Origin of the sequence: Rubricoccus marinus (assembly GCF_002257665.1) — a bacterium.
GTDB lineage: Bacteria > Bacteroidota > Rhodothermia > Rhodothermales > Rubricoccaceae > Rubricoccus > Rubricoccus marinus.
This window is the reverse complement of sequence record NZ_MQWB01000001.1, coordinates 1172765-1191396: the sequence shown is the minus strand read 5'-3', so window position 1 is coordinate 1191396 and position 18632 is coordinate 1172765. Positions and strand designations below refer to the sequence as shown.

General features: G+C 68.5%; 13 protein-coding genes. 8 read left to right on the top strand and 5 right to left on the bottom strand.

The genetic code is table 11. The features are described 5' to 3' along the window. Positions 1-100 precede the first annotated feature (100 nt). The 4 genes from BSZ36_RS04835 to BSZ36_RS04820 all read left to right on the top strand — a co-directional run bounded on the left by BSZ36_RS04835 (position 101) and on the right by BSZ36_RS04820 (position 5782). The gene (locus BSZ36_RS04835; protein WP_143536760.1) at positions 101-1351 is read left to right on the top strand and encodes a DUF4270 family protein; all 1251 of its coding nucleotides are present in this window, start codon (positions 101-103) and stop codon (positions 1349-1351) included. Positions 1352-1399: 48 nt separating this feature from the next. Continuing rightward, on the top strand, positions 1400-2695 hold the full coding sequence (locus BSZ36_RS04830) for a hypothetical protein (RefSeq protein ID WP_094546542.1): 1296 nt from the start codon (positions 1400-1402) through the stop codon (positions 2693-2695). 35 nt (positions 2696-2730) lie between these two features. Further along, positions 2731-4197 (top strand): hypothetical protein, encoded by a 1467-nt coding sequence (locus BSZ36_RS04825; RefSeq protein ID WP_094546540.1) that lies wholly within the window; start codon positions 2731-2733, stop codon positions 4195-4197. Between the two features lie 172 nt (positions 4198-4369). Then, positions 4370-5782, top strand: coding sequence for a hypothetical protein (locus BSZ36_RS04820; protein ID WP_143536759.1), 1413 nt, complete (start codon positions 4370-4372; stop codon positions 5780-5782). Positions 5783-5853: 71 nt separating this feature from the next. Here the strand turns inward: BSZ36_RS04820 and BSZ36_RS04815 are convergent, their stop codons facing one another. Further along, positions 5854-6480, bottom strand: a complete 627-nt coding sequence (locus tag BSZ36_RS04815; RefSeq protein ID WP_143536758.1) for a CDP-alcohol phosphatidyltransferase family protein — start codon at positions 6478-6480, stop codon at positions 5854-5856. A gap of 204 nt (positions 6481-6684) precedes the next feature. Here BSZ36_RS04815 and dnaK point away from each other — a divergent pair, with 204 nt between their 5' ends. The 4 genes from dnaK to BSZ36_RS04795 all read left to right on the top strand — a co-directional run bounded on the left by dnaK (position 6685) and on the right by BSZ36_RS04795 (position 11740). After that, positions 6685-8610 carry a molecular chaperone DnaK gene (gene dnaK / locus BSZ36_RS04810; RefSeq protein WP_094546536.1) on the top strand — a complete coding sequence of 642 codons (1926 nt, stop codon included), beginning with the start codon at positions 6685-6687 and terminating at the stop codon, positions 8608-8610. 203 nt (positions 8611-8813) lie between these two features. Next, positions 8814-10007: a hypothetical protein gene (locus tag BSZ36_RS04805; protein WP_094546534.1), complete on the top strand. Its 1194-nt coding sequence runs from the start codon at positions 8814-8816 to the stop codon at positions 10005-10007. 48 nt (positions 10008-10055) lie between these two features. After that, a complete protein-coding gene (locus BSZ36_RS04800) occupies positions 10056-11237 on the top strand; it encodes a hypothetical protein (RefSeq protein WP_094546532.1) in 1182 nt (393 codons plus the stop codon). 17 nt (positions 11238-11254) lie between these two features. Beyond that, positions 11255-11740 carry a hypothetical protein gene (locus BSZ36_RS04795; protein WP_094546530.1) on the top strand — a complete coding sequence of 162 codons (486 nt, stop codon included), beginning with the start codon at positions 11255-11257 and terminating at the stop codon, positions 11738-11740. A gap of 101 nt (positions 11741-11841) precedes the next feature. Here the strand turns inward: BSZ36_RS04795 and BSZ36_RS04790 are convergent, their stop codons facing one another. The 4 genes from BSZ36_RS04790 to BSZ36_RS04775 all read right to left on the bottom strand — a co-directional run bounded on the left by BSZ36_RS04790 (position 11842) and on the right by BSZ36_RS04775 (position 18622). After that, a complete protein-coding gene (locus BSZ36_RS04790) occupies positions 11842-13062 on the bottom strand; it encodes a Na/Pi symporter (protein WP_094546527.1) in 1221 nt (406 codons plus the stop codon). A 30-nt stretch (positions 13063-13092) separates the two neighbouring features. Further along, positions 13093-13761, bottom strand: coding sequence for a PhoU domain-containing protein (locus BSZ36_RS04785; RefSeq protein WP_094546525.1), 669 nt, complete (start codon positions 13759-13761; stop codon positions 13093-13095). A gap of 2 nt (positions 13762-13763) precedes the next feature. Beyond that, on the bottom strand, positions 13764-14774 hold the full coding sequence (locus BSZ36_RS04780; protein ID WP_143536757.1) for a hypothetical protein: 1011 nt from the start codon (positions 14772-14774) through the stop codon (positions 13764-13766). 251 nt (positions 14775-15025) lie between these two features. Continuing rightward, positions 15026-18622, bottom strand: coding sequence for a hypothetical protein (locus tag BSZ36_RS04775; protein ID WP_143536756.1), 3597 nt, complete (start codon positions 18620-18622; stop codon positions 15026-15028). Positions 18623-18632: the final 10 nt, after the last annotated feature.

Here is an 18632-nt window from a genome sequence, read left to right as displayed (position 1 = left end):
CAGAGGCGCGGGTAGTCTCGGATGCCCTCCGCAGCGGCCCATGCGAAACCCGCCGTGGCCGCGTTGGGGAGGACTCCGCCTGCTCTCCCCGCATCGCTCCGTGACCCTGTCGCTCCGCTCCGCCGCCCCGCTTGCCCTCGCGGCTCTCGCGTTCTCCCTCGCCGCCTGCCAGGACCCCTCCGGCGTCGGCCTCTCGCTAATCGGTGACGAGACGTCCGACCCCAACGCGCAGTTGGTCTCGGCCTCCACCCTCAGCTTTGGCGATGAGCAGGCCGTAACGGGCGGGTTCGCCAACGGTACCGGCACGCCTCTCCAGACGCGCGTCCTCGTCGGCGCGATGACCGACGACCGCTTTGGAGACGTGCAGGCGACGGCGTACGTCGATGCCCGGTCGATCACGCAGCCGGCCGACTTCGGGGACCGGCCTCTGGCGCAGGTGCAGATCCTGCTCCGCCGCGCCGAGACCTACGGCGACACGCTCGCGTCGCTGCCCGTCGAGGTTCGCCAGATCGACCCCTCGCCGGCGTGGTCGCCGGACGGCCTCCCGCCCGACACGACGCTCGCGACGGGCGACCTCCTCACCACGGCGACGCTCTCGCCGCAGGACACGCTCGTCACCATCGACCTGCCGCAGTCCTACATCGCGGCGAACACCGTCGTATTGCGCGACAGCCTGGACTCGCTGTTCGAAGGCTTCCAGATCCGCACCGCCAGCGGCTCTACTCCCGCCGGCATGACCACGGGCGCCGTCTTCGGCTTTAACGCCTCGCAGTCTTCCATCCGCCTGATCGGCGCCGACTACGACGACGACGGCGAGACCACGCGCGACACCGTGGATTACCCGCTCGTGGAGGTCTACACCGCGCTCGCCAGAGGCGACGCGATGGACACACCCGGCCGGATGTTCCTGCGCGGCGGCGCGAGCATGCCTCTGGCGCTGGACTTCGATATCTCCGCCTTCGAAAACCTGCCTCTGGCGAGCGCGAAGATCCGCGTGCCGCTCGACCGCAGCCTGCTCGATGGCCCGATGGGCTACAACCGCCCGCTGCCACAGACGGTCGTGCTCTACTCCGTGCTGGAGGACGGGACAAGGACGCCCATTTTGAGCCAGGCCGTCGAGCAGGACGCCACCGAGATCGTGTTCCGAGACAACAACCTCTCGAACCAGTCCTTTAACACGCTGCTCCAGTCCGTCCTGCTTGGCCGGTTCGCCATCACGGGGTTTGAGATCGGCGTTCCCAACAACCCGCTGGACCTGGGCGTTCTGCCTGTCATCGTCGAAGACGCCGTCGAGGGAGACCTCCGCCGTCCGCGCCTCTCGCTTGTCACCATCGGCGGGCCTCCCGCCTGAGAGCAACGTTTCGCGCCTGACCTGATCTCCTGACTGCTGCCCTCTCCGATGCTCCGCTCTCTTTTCCTTCTCGCCGCCCTCGGTCTCGCCAGCGGCCCTGCCCTCGCGCAGGCCTCGAACGACTACGGCTCCGCCTACTCCCGCTTCGCCCTCGGGCAGCGGTACGACTTCTCGACCTCGCAGGCGGAGGCGATGGGCCTGGCGGGCGTCGCCATCCGTTCCGGGATCTATAACGGTCTCGCGAACCCCGCGCTTGGCGCCGACCAATCGCTGACCACGTTTACGGCCTCGGCCGGCGTGCGCGGCGTGCGCTCGACCGACGCTGCTGACGCGACTTCGGAGGCGACCGCAGGGGACCTCGGGCTTGTCCAGCTTGGCATCCCGCTCTACCCTGGCCGGACCGGGCTGACGTTGGCGTACCGCCCGTACTCGCGCGTGGACTACCGCGCGGCAGAGGAAGGCGAAATCGCCATCGACGGCGACGAACCAACGCCATACCGCGCGAACCTGGAGGGTCAGGGCGGTTTGCAGCGGCTCTCCATCGGCATCGGTACTCGCATTGGCGACGTGCTGACGGTCGGCGCGAGCGCGGAGGCGCTTGTCGGGACGGTGGAGTACCTGCAGCGGACGGAGTTTCCCGAAGGCGGCTCGGCGTTTTTGGAAACACGCGAATCGCTCTCGACGCGGATGTACGGCTTTACCGGCACGTTCGGAGCCGCCGCCTCGCTCCGCAACCTCGGCCGCGAAGCCGACGCGCTCACGCTTTCCGCCGCCTTTACGCTTCCGACCAAGCTGAACGCCTCGCGCTCCAGCCTTCTCGGTGCCAACCTGGACCGCGACACGCTTTCCACGCAGTCGGACGGCGACGTTACCGTTCCGCTCACCGCCAGAGGCGGCATCTCCTACCAGTACAGCCCCAAGTTCCTCGTCGCCACGGACGTCGTCTATGAGCCCTGGCAGGACTTCGAGAGCGACTTCGCCTTTGGCGGCTACGACGCCTCTGGCGCCTCGGACCTGCGCAGCCGCTGGCGCGTCGGCGCCGGCTTGGAGTGGGTGCCCGGCGGCGGCGAGCGCAATGCGAGCTACTTCCAGCGCGTCAACTATCGCCTCGGCGCCTACACTGAGACCGGCTTCATGTCGCCAGAGGCCCAGGACGTGATGACGTACGCGCTCACCGGCGGCCTCTCCCTCCCCACGCGCGTTGCCGGCGCGCGGGTCGACCTCGGCTTCGAGGTCGGGACCCGAGGGGAGACGGAGGGCGTACTCGTCCGCGACCGCTTCTGGCGCGGCACGTTCACGTTCAACTTCGGTGAGCGCTGGTTTATCCGCCGCCGCCTCGGCTAGTCCCTCTCTCTCGTTATCTCACCCCTACACGTTTCATGCTCCGTTCCGCCGCCCGCCCCCTGGGTCTGCTCGCGTTGCCGCTGGCGCTGCTCTTCGCCGCCTGCGCCGCGCCTGCGCCCGCCGACACCGTCGTCGTCGACACCTCCACGCCTACCACGATGGAGCCGACGGTTGCCGCCAACGGCGTCTGCCCCGAAAACTTTTACACGCCTCTGGAGAGCACGCGGCAGAATTTCAGCCTTGCAGCGGAGTACTACCGCAACGCGAACTCCGCGGAGGAAGAGAACATTGACGCCCGCTTGGACGCCTTCTGCGCGTCCGAGGTCTACCTCACGTGGCTCGTTGAGAACGACCCGCTGTTCACCGGCGGCGACCCGGACGACCGCAACTTCCTCCGCCTCGCCAATGTGTACGAGTTCTACTCCACGCAGGTAGAGGACGAGGCCAAGAAGAAGGAATTCCTGGACGAGTCGCTCGCAATGCGCGCCCGCGGCGAAGCCGCCATGGAGGCCGCTGGCGTCAGCTTTGACCAGTACACGCGCGACCTGCGCGAGGGCTACTTCTTCTACTCCTACGCTGACGTGTACGAGGACGCCAGCCAGCGCCAGTACGCCGCGTTCAACCGCGCGTTCGAAGCGCAGCCGGACAGCCTGGACGACTGGTACCTCCAGCAGCTCGTCAACATCTCCGCCGAGGTGATTGAGGACCCGATGGAGCGCGCCGACTACCTCGAGACGCTCGCCCCGAGCTTCGACGACGCGAGCACGCAGACCTACATCGCGCAGCTCGTCGAGTTCTCGCGCACGCCGCCAGCCGATCCGTCCCAGGGCGTGACGCCGGACGCCGTCGCGGACCTCGTGGCGAAGTACCAGGCCGACCCGCAGTCCCTCACCGAGTCTGAGCGCCGCACCATCTTCGGCACGGCCAACCAGCTCCCCGACCTCATCACCGAGGCCGGCGGCGACCCGGACGCGATCCAGGACACGTACTTCGACGAGATCGTCGCAGGCAGCATCGATCAGCTGAGCGCGAGCCAGCTGTACGCGCTGTTCCGCCGCTCCTACCGTCGCGGTGACCGCACGCAGGCTGAGGACTACTTCAACCAGGCCATCGCGAAGGCCGCCAATAACGCGCAGCGTGCGGACTTCTACTACTCCCGCGCCGCCGCTGGCGCCGGGAGCAAGTCGTCGCTCTACGCGCAGGCCCTCTCCTACCAGCCCAACCACGGCCCGACGCTGTTCGCGCAGGCCCGTGATTACGCCAGCGGCATCGGCCGCCCAGGCAGCGTAGACGGCCGCGCCGCATACTGGTGCCTCGCAGACCGCTTCAGCAACGTCGCCGCAACGGGTGACCCACGCGTCGCCAGTGCTGCGCGCCGGACGGCTGCGGGCTATAACCGCGCTGGCCCAAGCCGCGATGACTACTTCTTCAAGGGGTGGTCGCCCGGTCAGAGCATCCGCGCCTCTTCCGGCTCGGTCTCCTGCACGACGCGCGTGCGCTAAGTCTCGCGTCTCGCACTCCGCCAGAGGCCTGCCTCTGGCGACTGCGGCCGCTCCCACCTCGGGGGCGGCCGCTTTTTTGCAAGGTCAGGCAGCGCGAGATCGGGCAGGGGCTTCCAAGGAGAGCAACGTTTCGAGCCTCTGGCGGTCTCCGAGCAACGGCCTGCAACTGACCATGCGCTCACACCTCCCTCTGGCGACGCTCCTTGCCCTCGCTGCCTGCTCTGCTGCTCCCCCTTCAGCACCCGACGTGGCGCCAGTGGCCTCAGCGGCGGTGGCGCTAGCAACGGAGGGCGAGTTGTGCCCCGAGGCCGCCTACCAGCCCTTGCAGAGCGAGCGTCAGAATTACAGCCTCGCCGCGGAGTACTACCGCAACGCGAACGCGGACTCGGCTCCTGAGACCCGCCGCGATGCCTACTGCGGTGCAGCGGTCTACCTCCGGTGGCTCGTCGACAAGGCGCCACTGTACACAGGCGGGGAGCCCGATGACCGTGCGTTCGAGCGGCTCGCCACCGTCTACGAGCACTTCGCGGACGAAGGAGACCGCCGCTCCCGGCTGGACTCCGCACTTGCACTGCGCGCCAGAGGTCTCCGAGCGTTCCGCGCCTCTGGCGCCGAGCCCGAGACGTGGACACGCGACCTCCGCGAGAGCCTCTTCTTCATCACCCACGCGGATGCGTACCCGGACGCGCCCGAGCGCGAGTTCGCCGCCCTGAGACGCGCCTTCGACGCGCAACCGGACAGCCTGGACGATTGGTACCTGCGCCGCCTCGCAACGGCCTCTGGCGAGTTCATCGAGGCGCCAGAGGCCCATGCGAGCTTCTTGGAGGCTCTGGCTGAGCCCATGGACGACTCGGCGTATGCCGACTACCTGCGTCAGCTTGCGGTGGTGATTCGCACCCCGGTTGCAGCCACGCCGTCCGTGTCATCGTTGGAGCCGCTCCTCGCCGCGTTCGCCAGAGGCGACTACGATGACTGCGAGCCAGCCGCCGATGTCCGCACGCTGATCGGCACGGCCTCGCGGCTTCCAGAGCAGGTAGCCGAAGCAGGCGGTGAGCCCGACGCCGTCGTGGACCGGCTCTTGGACTGCGTGACAACTGACATCGCTGATCCCACACAACTCTACGCGCTCTTCGTGCGCTCGTGGACCCGCGGCGACCACGAGCAAGCAGAGGCCTATTACGACCGCGCGCTGACCAACGCAGCCTCTGGCGCCGAGCGTGCCGAGTTCGCGTACGCCCGCGCTGTCAGAGGCTACGGCGATGCCGCGACGTTCTACCGACAGGCCACGAGCTATCAGGCGACGCACGCGCCAAGCTTGTTTGCGCTCGCGAGACACCGCGCCGAGTCCGTCGGCTCCCCGAGAGGCGTCCGAGCCCGAGCCGTGTACTGGTGCCTGGCAGACGACTTCCGCGAGATCGCGGCCATCGGGGACTCACGTGTCACGTCTCTGGCGCGGCGCGCGGCCGAGCAATACGCGCGGTCAGCACCCGGCCGCGAAGCATACATCTTCGAGACGGACTGGAAGCCCGGCGATACCATCCGGGTGACCTCTGGCGAGGTGAGCTGCACCACGCGGGTACGCTAAGCCTCTGGCGCCAGAGGCCATCTGTGTTGGGGTCCAGACTACCACTCACTACTGGCCCCTCCCCACTGGCCCTACACCAAGTCCGACTCCTCCCTACCGGTGAAGTACAGCACGCCCGTGTACACAGTGATCGCAGACGTCACGAGGAGAAAGATCAGCGGCCCGATGCTCGTCAACGTGGCGTAGGTAAACCGGAAGAGCCCTCCGAAGAAGCCGTCCAGGTCGCGGCCGTGAGAGGCCGTCAGGAACACGAAGACGGAGATCAGGAACGTGAGCTGCCACGCCGTTTTCCACTTCGCTGCGCTCAGCGTGCGGAGTGGCCGGTTGCGCCGCTCGTACACCGACCGGAGCCACGTCACGCCGACGTCACGCGCTGCGATGGCGCCGATGGCGAGCCACGGCAGCCACGCTCCCAGCGGCCGTGTCAGGCTGGCATCCAGCGGCGCCAGGAACGGCACGAGCAGGAAAGCCCCCAGAACGAGGATCTTGTCCGCCAGAGGATCCAGAAACTGCCCCAGCCGCGAGCCGACGCCGTACTTCCGCGCCAGATTCCCATCCAGCCAATCGGTGATGGCGGCAAGGATGAAAAGAGTCGTACCGCTAAACTGCCCCCAGAACGTGCCCGTCCACAGCAGGTACAGGCTGAGCGGCGCGACCAGGATGCGACCGATGGTGAGGGCGTTGGGGACGTGCTTCACAGGCCGGGGATGGGACCTCGGGGGGCGGTGCGGGGCGCAAAGGTAGCGCCAGAGGCGAGTGTGAGGACTCGTTGCAATAACGGACGTGGCACGGCGCTTGCACGTCTTCGCACGACTGACACGCTGCCAGCCTCTGGCGCGCGGATCCTCCCGCCAGCGATTGCGTAGCCACACCACCTCCCAACCCAGATTTCTCTTCCCAAGATGAGCAAGATTATCGGCATCGACCTCGGCACGACGAACTCCGTCGTCGCCGTGATGGAAGGCGACGAGCCCGTCGTCATCCCCAACGCGGAGGGCGGCCGGACGACGCCCTCCGTCGTAGCATTCAAAAAAGACGGCGAGCGCCTCGTGGGCGCCCCCGCCAAGCGGCAGGCGATCACCAACCCGCAGAACACCATCTTCTCGGCCAAGCGCTTCATGGGCCGTGGCTTCGACGAGGTGAGCTCCGAGCTGAAGACCGTCCCATACACGGTCTCCAAGGGCGAAGGTGGAACGGCCCGCATCTCTATTGACGACAAGCTGTACACGCCGCAGGAGATCTCGGCGATGATCCTCGGCAAGCTGAAGCAGACCGCAGAGGATTACCTCGGCGAGCGCGTGACCGAGGCCGTCATCACGGTCCCGGCATACTTCAACGACGCGCAGCGCAAGGCGACCAAGGAGGCCGGTCAGATTGCTGGCCTCGACGTGAAGCGCATCCTCAACGAGCCGACCGCCGCTGCTCTCGCCTACGGCCTGGACAAGAAGGACGAAGCCGACTCCACGATTGCGGTCTACGACCTTGGCGGCGGCACCTACGACATCTCCATTCTCGAACTCGGCGACGGCGTGTTCGAGGTCAAGTCCACCAACGGTGACACGCACCTTGGCGGCGACGACTTCGACCAGCGCCTCATCGATTACATCGCGGACGAGTTCAAGTCCCAGGAAGGCATCGACCTCCGCCAGGACCCGATGGCGCTTCAGCGCCTGAAGGAGGCGGCCGAGAAGGCCAAGATCGAGCTCTCCAGCGCGGCCTCCACGACGGTCAACCTGCCGTTCATCACGGCAACCCAGGACGGCCCGAAGCACCTCACGCTGGACCTCTCCCGCTCCAAGTTCGAGCAGTTGGTGGACGACTTGGTGCAGCGCACCATCCCGCCGATGAAGAAGGCTCTGGAGGACGCCGGACTCAGCAAGAGCGACATCGACGAGATCATCCTTGTCGGCGGCTCCTCGCGGATCCCGAAGATTCAGGAGGTCGTGCAGGAGTTCTTCGGCAAGGCGCCGAACAAGAGCGTCAACCCGGACGAGGTCGTCGCAGTCGGCGCGTCCATTCAGGGCGGCGTCCTCTCAGGCGACGTCAAGGACGTGCTCCTGCTCGATGTCACGCCGCTCAACCTCGGCATCGAAACGCTCGGCGCGGTCATGACCGCGCTGATCCCCGCCAACACGACCATCCCGACGCGGAAGTCGGAGACGTTCTCCACCGCAAGCGACAACCAGCCGAGCGTTGAGATCCACGTCCTGCAGGGTGACCGCCCGATGGCGATCGACAACCGCACGATCGGCCGCTTCCACCTCGACGGGATCCCCCCCGCCCCGCGCGGTCTGCCCCAGGTTGAAGTCACCTTCGACATCGACGCCGACGGCATCCTGAGCGTCAGCGCGAAGGACAAGGCGACGGGCAAGGAGCAGTCCATCCGCATTGAGGCCTCTTCTGGTCTGACCGAGGAGGAGATCGAGCGCATGCGGAAGGCCGCTCGCGAGAACGCTGCCGAGGACGCCCGCAAAAAGGAGAGCGTGGACAAGCTCAACCAAGCGGATAGCCTCATCTTTTCGTCGGAGAAGAACCTCGCCGAGTACGGCGACAAGCTCCCAGACGAGAAGCGGGCAGCCATCCAGGGTGGCTTGGAGCGCCTCAAGGAAGTCCAGAAGGCTCAGAACGTGGACGAGATCGACTCCGCGATTGAGCAGCTCAACGCCGCGTGGAGCGCTGCGAGCGAGGACCTCTACCGCGCCCAGCAGGCCGAGGCCGGAGGCGACGGCGCCCCCGCTGCGGACGGTGAGCCTGTGGCCGACGCCAACGGCGACACGGTCCAGGACGCCGACTTCGAAGTCGTGGACGAAGGCGACGAGACCGCATAACGTCTCCTGACGCTTCGGCCTCTGGCGAAACCGCCAGAGGCCCGCGCCCCGGTTGCCCCGTGCAGCCGGGGCGTTTTTCGTGCGGGCCTCTGGCGACGCAGGCCACCACGGGCGGCGGAAGAGTCGTCGCGCCTTGACGGTATGTCGGGAGAAGTCCGGTAGGTAGAGGCAGTCTGCCTCCCCCTCCTCAGCCCGACGCCGCCATGCGATACGCTCTCCTACTGCTCGTCCTCTGGCCTCTGGCGTCTGCCGCACAGATCCGCCCGCTCCCCGACGTACGGAGGCCGAGCCCGATCCCGACCCGCCCCACGCAGCCCATTCCCGAGCCGTCGCCTCGCGTCGCGCCCGTTCAGATTCAGACGGCGACGCTCGCCCCGCTCTCGCCCCAGGCCCTTCTGGACCGTGTGCCGGTCTGGCGCACGCAGATCCGCGTCCACACCTGCAACGTGGAGGGCGGCGGGACCGAGGGCGAGGTTTGGGTGCGCCTCCACTCGCCAGAGGACCGCAGAGGCAACGCCACCTCGGCGCCGGGAACTAGTACCGGAGGCGCTGCCGTTGCGACGGCATCCGACGACGCCACACGGTTCTGGATAGACCGCGGCGGGGACGACCGCAGGCGTGGAGCGATGGAGACCTACGAGATCATGATGCCAGGGATTTCGACCGTCCGCGACATCTCGCGCATCGAGTTCGGCACCAACAGCACAGACGACTGGTGCATCGATCGCGTGGCGCTGGTCGTCAACTCGACCGGGAGTTGGAGCGAGGCGCTCCACATCTACGACCAAGAACTGGAGCCGACGTGGCTGCGCAACGACCGCGCGTCTACGCCCTCGCTGGTCGTCGCGACGGATGAAGACCTGCGCGCATCGCCCTCGTGGAACCTGGACGGCGCGCGCGTCACCATCCCGATGATGCCTGAGGTCATCCCCGGAGAGACGCTTCGCTCCATGCTGGAAGCCTCGATGGGCCACCTCATCGCGACAGGCCAACCCCTGGATCCGTACAAGTGGGGGCGTAGGCGCGGTCCACAGCACCTTTCAATGCGGCGCCATGCCACGCTGCTCAATATGGTGACCGCGAAAGCGGACCTCAACACCAGCGGGAGTGTGCGGCGCATGAACGACGTGGACATCACCTTTAAGGTGGTGGCCCTGTGCGACGGCGGGGCGCTCACCCTCCACATCGCGGACATCACGGGGGGCCCGAGCAGCCTCTTGCGAGTCTTTGCCGATCCGTTCGGCATTGCCGCCATCACGACGACCCTCAACACGATCAGCCGCGCGGCAGGGCGTCACGGGCGCAACCGCGCAGAGAACCAGGAAGAGACAACACCGCTCGCCTGCACCGATGACATCCGATTCGAGCCCGACGGCACGCTCCGGCTTCAGGGCTGATCCGCCCCGGCCTCTGGCGCCAGACCTCCCCTCTCCTCCCCCCTCGTGATGACTCGCGTTCTCCTGACTTTTGCCGCCCTCCCTCTCCTCGCCTGCGGCGGAGATCCCGCCCCTGGCGATTCCGCCGCCGTGACGGCTTCTAGCGCCAGCGGCCCCGTCGAAGTCCGGCTGGTATCGGACGATCCAGCGGTCCGCCAGAGGCTTACGCCGCCACAGCTTCTGGCGTACTACCCGGCCGAACTCGGAGGCCGCGAGCCCAACCTGAGGTCGATCGGCCTCAACGACAGCGAGAGCGAATCCGAATACAGCTACAGCTACGCCAACGTGCGCTACCGGATGCCGCCGACGATGGACCAGGAGGTCGAGTTCTCGGTGTACGACTACGTCGACAACCCGAGCAGTCTTGAGCGGCACAGGCGCGCAGTCATGACCGGCGAAGGCCTCAGCATCAGCACGACGGGCGAGGTCAGCGAGGCGCGAACGCTGGAGGGCGGCGTCGGGCGCAGCTACACGCCATCCTCAGGCGCGCCAGAGGCCTACATCCTTCTGGCCGACCGTTTCCACGTCATCGTACGGGCTCAGGACCCGGAAATGACCGTCGAGGACGTGTGGGGGCTGTTCGACGCCAGCGGCCTTTCACGGCTGGCCGGCGCGGGCGTCTATGGCGAGCCAGATCCCCTCGAACCTCCCGCGTGGGCCTCTGGCGCGATCGCGGAGTGGCGCGAGAACGTCGCCGAGGCGGAGGCGACGCCTGCACCCCAGGCCGCGCCCGAGGTCACGCCTCTGGCGGACTGCGACGTGATCTTGCCGCTCGCCGAGGTGGAACGCGTGTGCGGCGTCACGGGCCTTCGGGTCAAGTCCACTCCGTTTGAGACGGAGGGCCAGAACTGCAACCGGACGTACAACCGCCAGGGGCAGTCGGGCGGGCTCATCCTCCTCGTCTCGCACTTCTCGAACGAGCGCACCGCTCTCGCCGCGCAAAGCGCCTCGATGAACTTCGCGGATCAGCGGAGCCGCCGCGACATCTCAGGCCTCGGCGACGCCGCCACGCGAGTCATCCACGACCTGAGCCCGCTGGAGAACCAGAACAGCATCCTCACGGTCGCCAGCGGCGTGGACATGGTCGAGCTCAAGTCTGCGGACTACAGCTACGAGCCCCGGCAGCAGGTGTGCAACCTCGATCAGATGGAGACCATCGCGAGAGGCGTCGTCAGTCGCCTGGCCGAATAGCCTCTGGCGCCAGATCCATGCTGCACGTCGTCCTTCTCCTGCTCCTGGCCTCTGGCGCGGTCCCGCCTCCCCTCTCCATCAGCAACGCGGTGATCGCGCCGGACGCCATCGCACGGGACGGCAGCCGGACCGTCCTGACGCTCCGGGTTCAGGTCCACCAGCGCGTCGCGCACTACTGCGTGCGGACCCCGTGCCCGCAACCGGAGCCGACGCCCGCTCGCGTGAACCTCGCCGCCGAGGTCCCGCGCCATGCGTCGGCCGGGACGGTGACGCATCGCTCGTTCGGCGCCCGGACCGAGACCGTCGATCTGCCTCTGGCGTTGGACCTCGCCGACCGCGCCCCCACCGACTCGCTCCGCGTTCTCACCGGGACGGTCCACCTTCTAGGGCTCGAGGGACAACAGCTCGACTGCATGCGCTTCGAGATCGCCGTCAATGGCCCCAACCGCCAGAGGCCGCGCCCCCGCGCCGACGTGGCATGCCCGGACTCCACTCCCGACTAGCGTAGGGTTCTAGTAGACGCGGCGCCCCTCCGCTGGCACAAAACAAGCAAAGAGCCTCTGGCGACCGCAGCCGCCAGAGGCTCTCCGAGGATCGCCAGAGGTTACCGGATCGCGCCGAGGACGAACTCCAGAACCAGCGGGAGCGCGTAGAACAGCCCCAACAGGTAGGCGATGGCGTAAAAGCGGTTCTTGAACGCGAGGTCGCCGATGAACTCCGCCATCCGGATCGGGATCTCGCGGATAAACGAGATCGGGTAGACAATGGCGATGCCGAACACGTTGAACATCATGTGGCACAGCGCGATGGTGAGCCCCGCCACGGCCGCCGGTTCGCCGCCGGAGATGGCGACCAGCGCTGCCAGAAGCGCCGTGGCCGTGGTCCCGACGTTGCTGCCGAGCATGTACGGAAACACCTGCCGGACGGTCAGGACGCCTGCGCCGATCAGGGGCACCACGAGGCTCGTCGTGACCGACGAGGACTGCACGAGAAACGTCAGCACCAGTCCGAAACCCATCGCCAGAAGCGGCTTGCCGAAGATGTACTTGTCGAGCGCGCCCTCGCTGCGGCCGAGCACCATGCTCTTGAGCAGCACCACGAGGTAGCGGAGCGCGATGAACAGCAGCAGCAGGCCGAGTCCCGCAATCAACCACGGGTTCTCGCCCAGCAAGGAGCCGCCGATCCACTTCGCGAACATGTCGAACGGCGTGTCGCCCAGGCCGCCGCCTTCGACGCCCGGGATGGAGTTGGCGAGGGCCGTCGCGGGCTTCGAGATGATGCCGAAGAGGAGCTCCAGCGGGAGCAGGATGAGGACGGCCAGCCAGTTAAAGAAGTCGTGGACGGTAGCCCCCGCCATCGCGCGGCGGAACTCCTCCGGCTGCGTAATGTGGCCCATCGAGACGATGGTGTTGGTCACCGTCGTGCCGATGTTGGCGCCCATGATGACCGGGATCGCGCTTTCGACGGAGAGCACGCCTGTGGCCACGAGGCTCACCACGATCGAGGTCGTCGTGGAGGACGACTGGACCAAGCTCGTCGCGAGGATGCCCGTGATAAGACCGAGCAACGCGCTGCCTGTGGCCTTCGCGAGGATGCCTTCGAGGTCGAACGAGCTCTTGCCCAGCCCCTTGATGCCGTCGCCCATGAGCTCCAGCGCGACGATGAACATCATCATCACGCCGATCAGGAGCAGGATGCGGACCCACAGCGGCAGCCCTTGGGCAGGCGTCAGCGGGTCCCCATCGAGGTCGTCATCGGTGAGGGGGACGACGCCCGTCTTGAGGTCGGTGTGGTCCTCGTCGTGAGGGCGGGTGGGGGTGGCCATGAACGTGGGTGGGGAAGTCTGAAAAGAGGGTTATCGATCGCCGCCGGACTCGCGCGGGGCGCGGCGGAGTTGATCGAAGGGGAGCGCGACGGCCGAGATGATGTTGGACAGGTGGCTGGAGACCCGGCCGATCATACGAGCGGAGATCCCGAGGACGAGCGCCTGGTTGGGCGTCAGGTCCGTCGCGCTCGCGAGGGCCTGGAGGTACACGCCGATGTCGCGCTTGAGCGCCTCGTGCTCGGCCATCACCTCGTTCGCGCCCTGGCGGTCGCCAGCAGAGAAGGCGGCGTGGACGCGCGGGAACTGCGCGTGCACGCGGTCCCGGATGGCGGATAGCTCTCCGACGTGGGCGCCCATCCGCGGCGCCGTGGACAGCGCCGTCGCCTTGGCGATGCTTTTGGCGAGGTCGCCGCACCGCTCCGCGTCTTGCACGACGGAGACCATGATGAGGCTGAACGACAGCTCCTGCTGCGGGTTGACGGCGACGTGCTCCAAGACCGCGCGGCGGATCAGCGCCTCACGCATGTTGATGTCCTCGTCCATTTCGGCGAGGTCCACCTGGATGGTTTCGTTGTCCAGCAGCGCGCCTGTGGCCGCGTCGAACATCTCGCCCGCGCGGTCCACCATCGCGATGAGATCGTTGACGCTTTGCGCGATCAGCGGCGGCTTGGCGTCCGAGAGGAAGTTGAACAGCTTCATGGCTAGAACCGTGCGGAGACCGTGACGCGGCCAGTGACAGAGGCGTCCTGGCCCTCGAAGGCCGAGACGAGAACGTTGGGCATGACCTCCACGCTAGGGATGGGCGCGTAGGAGAACGCCAGGAGCCCGTAGTGCTCGTCGGCGTCGGCGCGGCGCGCGGCGCCCTGCACGAAGTCGTAGCGGCCGATAAGGCGGTACTCGCCTCTGGCGCCGAAGAGGTAGACCCCGAACGCGCTCGCGCCGACGCCCTGCGTGGGTTCAAGCGAGGGGTCCTGGTAGTTGGTATAGACGGCGTAGGCCTCGACGCCGGCGCGGACGGTCTCGCCAGAGGCGCCGTAAAAGGCGGATGCCTTGACGCTCTCGTCGCGCTCCTCGCCTTCGCCTTCGTGGGGCGTGTAGTCCAGGCCGAGCGTGGCGAAGGTGGCTTCGGTGGGACGTGCCTGGAGTTGGCCGTAGACGTGCTTGCCCCGCTCGGTCGAGCGTTCCTCGACCAGTCCCCGGCCGTTTCCGACCATGAGCGAGTAGCTCACGCGAGGCGCCAGAGGCCCGTCGGCGCGGAGCCCGAAATCGCGGGAGTCGTTGGCGCGTGCGCGGTCGAGAAGGGTGCGGTCCAGGCTGCGGTAGCCCCAGACCCGCTCGACGACTTCAAGCAGCGGGGGCGGCTGGAGGCCGAGACGAAAGGAGTGCCCCTCCGCCAGAGGCCCCTTCCAACGGATAAAGGCGTCTTTGACGAACGGCGCTGGGCGGCCCTGGGCCGTGGTGGACGAGCTCTGCGCTTCGAGCCGAAACCGGCCGTCGAACGCGTCGGACAGTGTGTAATCCGCCGTGAGGTACAACCGGCGGTAGTCGAAGGTGTTGGCCCCCGCTTCTCCCTCGACCGGAGAGGCTAACGTGTAGTCGTAGTCGAAAAAGCCGAGGCCGCGAAAGCGGATCGTAGGCGCGGCTTCAACGGGGGGCGGCGCCACGGAGACCGAAGCCTCTGGCGACGCGGTGCTATCGGAGCGTGTCGCCATGGTGGGGTCCGCCTGGGCCAATGCCGCAGGCGCGCCAAAGAGAGCAAGGCCGACGCATGGAAGCGCTCGGCCCCACCGCCGGGCGCGGGCAGGGAAAGACGTCACGGAAACGGGAGATGTGGGAGGTCGCGACGCTGCCCGTCCAAAGGAGCATCACGCGGCCAAGATGGCGGCTAGCTGTTACGCTACTGTTACCGCCTCTGGCGCGATCAGGACTGCACCGGATCTCCCGACAAAACGGCGCCAGAGGTCTAAAAAACAGCGGACAGCGTGACCCGAACCGTTTGCACGAGCGGCGCCGAAGCCGGAAGCCGCGCGTCGTAAGTGACGGTCGCCCGGATGGCCTCGGTCACGCCGAGCGTGGCCTGGACCCCGCCCAGCGCGGACGTGCCGGCGCCGCGCCCGTCGGTGAGCTCGTAGAGGGCGAGGCCGCCGCCAGAGGCCCCGCGCAGGCTCACGACGGACAGCTCGGCGCGAGCGGTCAGCGAGACGCGGCGGCTGGGCGCCCACCGGGCGTCGGCGGGGACGCGGACGAGGAGCGCGCCGTCCGGCGCTGTCGCGGTCGCGAGGCGGTCCGTGCGGGTGGAGGCAAAGGCGCCGAGGGTGACGGTGGCCTCTGGCGAGGGCGTCCACGTCACGGACGGCTCCAGCGTGAGCGCGCCGATGTCGAAGGTGCGCGTGGCGAAGGCCGTGCTGGTGGCGCGGCGGCGCTCGGTGCGAAGCGTGAGCCGCGCGAGAAACGCGGGACCGAGCGCGAGGCGGCCTTCGGCGCGGAGCGATTGGGTGAGGCGCGCTTCAGCACCGGCGGCGAGCCTGCGTGTCGTCGTCAGGTGGTCCCCTCCCAGCCGGAGACCACGTCGGGCGTCGCGCGGAAAGAGAGAGACCTCTCCCTCGGCACGGAAGCGCCCGTCCAGCGTGCCGACGGCGTCGCCATCGGGGCGCTGTTGGAGCACGCCGGGGTCCAGGAGGAGCACGCGGAGCAGTCCGCCAGAGGCCGTTTTCTCGCGCACCTCCGCCGAGCCTCTGGCGTCGAGGTGGCGCAGGAGCGTGGCGCCGTAGCGCTCGGCGAGGCGGGCACCGTCCATGCGGAGCGCCAGTTGCGCGTCCACGCCGACGCTGGGCACCAGTTCGTCGGAGGGGACAAACGTGCGGAGGTAGCTGCCCTCGTAGGGCGTCGTCTCGGGAAAGAACTCGTCGACCTGCTGGCGGCCGTCGGGCTCGCCGGCGCGCGGCTCTCCCTGCCCGTCGCGCCAGACGTACAGGCCAGCCTCGGGGCCGACGAGGACGTAGGCCTCTTGCAGGACCGGCGTGCGCTCGGTCAGCGCCACGTAGCGCGTGCGGACATCGAGCCCTCGCGCCAGAGGCGCCGCGCGGGCGGTCCAGTCCAGCGCGAGGCTCTCGGTATCCAGCCGCCCACGTTCGCGAAAGGCGTCGGTGAACTGCCTCTGGCGGAAGGCCGCGCGGAGGTCCGAGCGGAAGCCAGCCGCGCCCTGAACGCGCAGCGTGCCCTCGATGCCGAGCGACCGCGCCGCGTCCGCCAGGTCCTCAGCCGTGCCCGCAGGCGCCAGAGGCTCTGACTCTTGCCGGAGGTCGAGTTGGCCGCTGGCGCTCAGCCCTCGCGAGGTGTACGCCAGACCGGGCTGGACGGCGACAAAGCTGTAGGTCGCCGCCAGGAGCGAGTCCTGCGGCAGCGCCCCGCCGATCTGCTCGCGGGTCTCTTGCTCCAGGCCGAGGCTCGGCGTGAGGCGTCCGCCCAGAAGCGCTCGCTGAAGCCCGAGCCTCTGGCGAAAGAACGAGCCCGAGCCCAGCAGCGGGTCGTCGCCGCTGGAGTCCACGGCGTCGAGCGCGTAGCTCGCCAGAGGCAGGTCGCGGGCGTCGGGCAAGAGCCCAGCGGTGAGCCCGGCGCGGCGGGCGCGGTAGGCGCCGAGCGCGACCTTGCCCGCTTCGAGCCCGACGGTGCCGAGGCCTCTGGCGGTGACGCGCGCAAGTCCCTCGGTCAGCGTCTCGCCGAGCGAGTCGATGGACGCCTCGAAGGGCGTCCCGGCGCGCGCGAGGTTCCAGCGCCGGTTGTAGTCGATGGCGCGGACACGGTCCAGCGTGCGGAAGTCGCGCGCGCGGTCGCGGCGCAAGAGGCTGGCCTCGACGGTGCCCCACGCGTAGGCCTCTGGCGCGAAGCGGAGGCCGGTCTCGTAGGCCGTCGCGCCGTCGTCTGCAGCGTCCAGGTCCGAGAGCGTGTTGGCATCGTCCAGGGAGCGCGCGAGTTCACCGAAGGCGGTCAGCCCCGCCAGAGGCTCGGCGCTTGCACGCACGTCCAGAACGGTGCGCGAGGCCGGGCGGGGCAGGATGCGGAACGGCACGTAGTCCCCGCCAGAGGGTCCGGCATATTCGTAGAGGATCCCGTTGAGCGCTTGCCCCGCACGGCGATACGTCCCCTGCCCTTGCCTCACGCGCGAGAAGCGGACCCGGAAGACCGAATCAGCGCTCGCGCTCGCGGGGACGAAGATGCGGACGGTCTCGCCAGAGGCCAGCGTCGTGTCGCGGGCGGTGTAGAGCAGCGTGGCGCTTTCGGGGTCGAACGGCACGCGCGTCTCGCCGGGCACGAGCACGTCGCGGTCGCCGGCAGCGGCGATCAAGTCGAGGTCCGTCTCGCTGAGCCCGAGCGCGTCGCCCAACCCGGGCGCATCGGCCTCGCGCAGGACACGGATCCCGAACGTGCCCAGCGGGCCGCTGGCGCCAGAGGCCGCAGGCGAGCGGCCGAAGTCCAGCGACGCCCCGGCGACCGAGAGTGTGCGGGCGTAGCCACCGGCGGAGTACTCAAAGTCGACCGTCGCGCGGCGCTCGGCGGTCACGAGGTTCTCGGCGGTGAAGGTCACCTCGCCGGTCCCGTAGTCCACGGTGTAGTCGCGCCCTCGCGCCAGAGGCCGGCCGTCCCAGTAGAGACGCTCGGACCCGGGCACGACGAGCACGAACGGCTCGCCGCGGTCGCCTTCGAGCCGGTATGGGCCTTGGACGCCCTCGATCAGGAGGAGGTCTTGCGAGCGGAAGCGGCCGCGCACGGCGGAGGCGCCCGCCTCCACCCTGCCGCCCGAGATCCAGCCTCTGGCGGGCACATTGACGGAGAGCGCGGCGCCCTGCACCTTGCGGCGGATGGGCGCGAACGAGGTGCCGTCGAGCGCGAGGTCGATGTCGCCCAGGCGGGCTGCCGCTCCCGGGCCGTCCACGCGCACGAAGACGCGGTCGAAGTCCGAGAGCGTTTGGGTAGTGCCCTCCGGCACGATGGGCGTGTCGGAGTCCGTCAGCGCGCCGCTGACCGTTACGCCGGGCGCGATCTCACCGCCGATATCGAGCCGGAGCCCGGAGGTCAGCGACACGTCGCGGTTGCTCCCGGCCACGACGCCGCGCGTGATGCTCCCGCTCGTGGTGACGGTGCTCGCGCCAGAGGCTCCCGTCCGGGGCGGCGGCCTCTGGCGCCCCGTGGAGTCCGTCTCCGGCTCCTCGAAGCGCGGAAGCGGCGCAGGCGCGACGACGCGGGGGAGCGTCCGGTACGCGATCACGAGCGTCGTCAGCGTGTCGAACGGGGCCACGAGCCGGAACGCGCCAGAGGCGAGGTCCACGAGGTACGCGCCCGGCTCCAGCGTGCGGGCCTCGGGCGCGATCACGTCCACGCGGACGGAGCGTGGCGCGATGGGCCCGCGGAGTTGGAGAAATCCCGCGCCCGCCTGCACCTCTACGGTATCGCGCTCGGCGCCCAACCCCGGCCCCTCCGGAATGTCCTGCGCCTGCGCGCCGATGCTGCACAGCACGGCCGTCGCCAGAGGCAGGAAGAAACGGAGGGCTCTGCGCGTCACGCCGGTCGCG

Bases quoted from the DNA above. Each gene is read 5' to 3' on its own strand.
- BSZ36_RS04830 (WP_094546542.1), top strand. From the start codon at position 1,400: ATGCTCCGCTCTCTTTTCCTTCTCGCCGCCCTCGGTCTCGCCAGCGGC.
- BSZ36_RS04825 (WP_094546540.1), top strand. From the start codon at position 2,731: ATGCTCCGTTCCGCCGCCCGCCCCCTGGGTCTGCTCGCGTTGCCGCTG.
- BSZ36_RS04820 (WP_143536759.1), top strand. From the start codon at position 4,370: ATGCGCTCACACCTCCCTCTGGCGACGCTCCTTGCCCTCGCTGCCTGC.
- dnaK (WP_094546536.1), top strand. From the start codon at position 6,685: ATGAGCAAGATTATCGGCATCGACCTCGGCACGACGAACTCCGTCGTC.
- BSZ36_RS04805 (WP_094546534.1), top strand. From the start codon at position 8,814: ATGCGATACGCTCTCCTACTGCTCGTCCTCTGGCCTCTGGCGTCTGCC.
- BSZ36_RS04800 (WP_094546532.1), top strand. From the start codon at position 10,056: ATGACTCGCGTTCTCCTGACTTTTGCCGCCCTCCCTCTCCTCGCCTGC.
- BSZ36_RS04795 (WP_094546530.1), top strand. From the start codon at position 11,255: ATGCTGCACGTCGTCCTTCTCCTGCTCCTGGCCTCTGGCGCGGTCCCG.
- BSZ36_RS04790 (WP_094546527.1), bottom strand. From the start codon at position 13,062: ATGGCCACCCCCACCCGCCCTCACGACGAGGACCACACCGACCTCAAG.
- BSZ36_RS04785 (WP_094546525.1), bottom strand. From the start codon at position 13,761: ATGAAGCTGTTCAACTTCCTCTCGGACGCCAAGCCGCCGCTGATCGCG.
- BSZ36_RS04780 (WP_143536757.1), bottom strand. From the start codon at position 14,774: ATGGCGACACGCTCCGATAGCACCGCGTCGCCAGAGGCTTCGGTCTCC.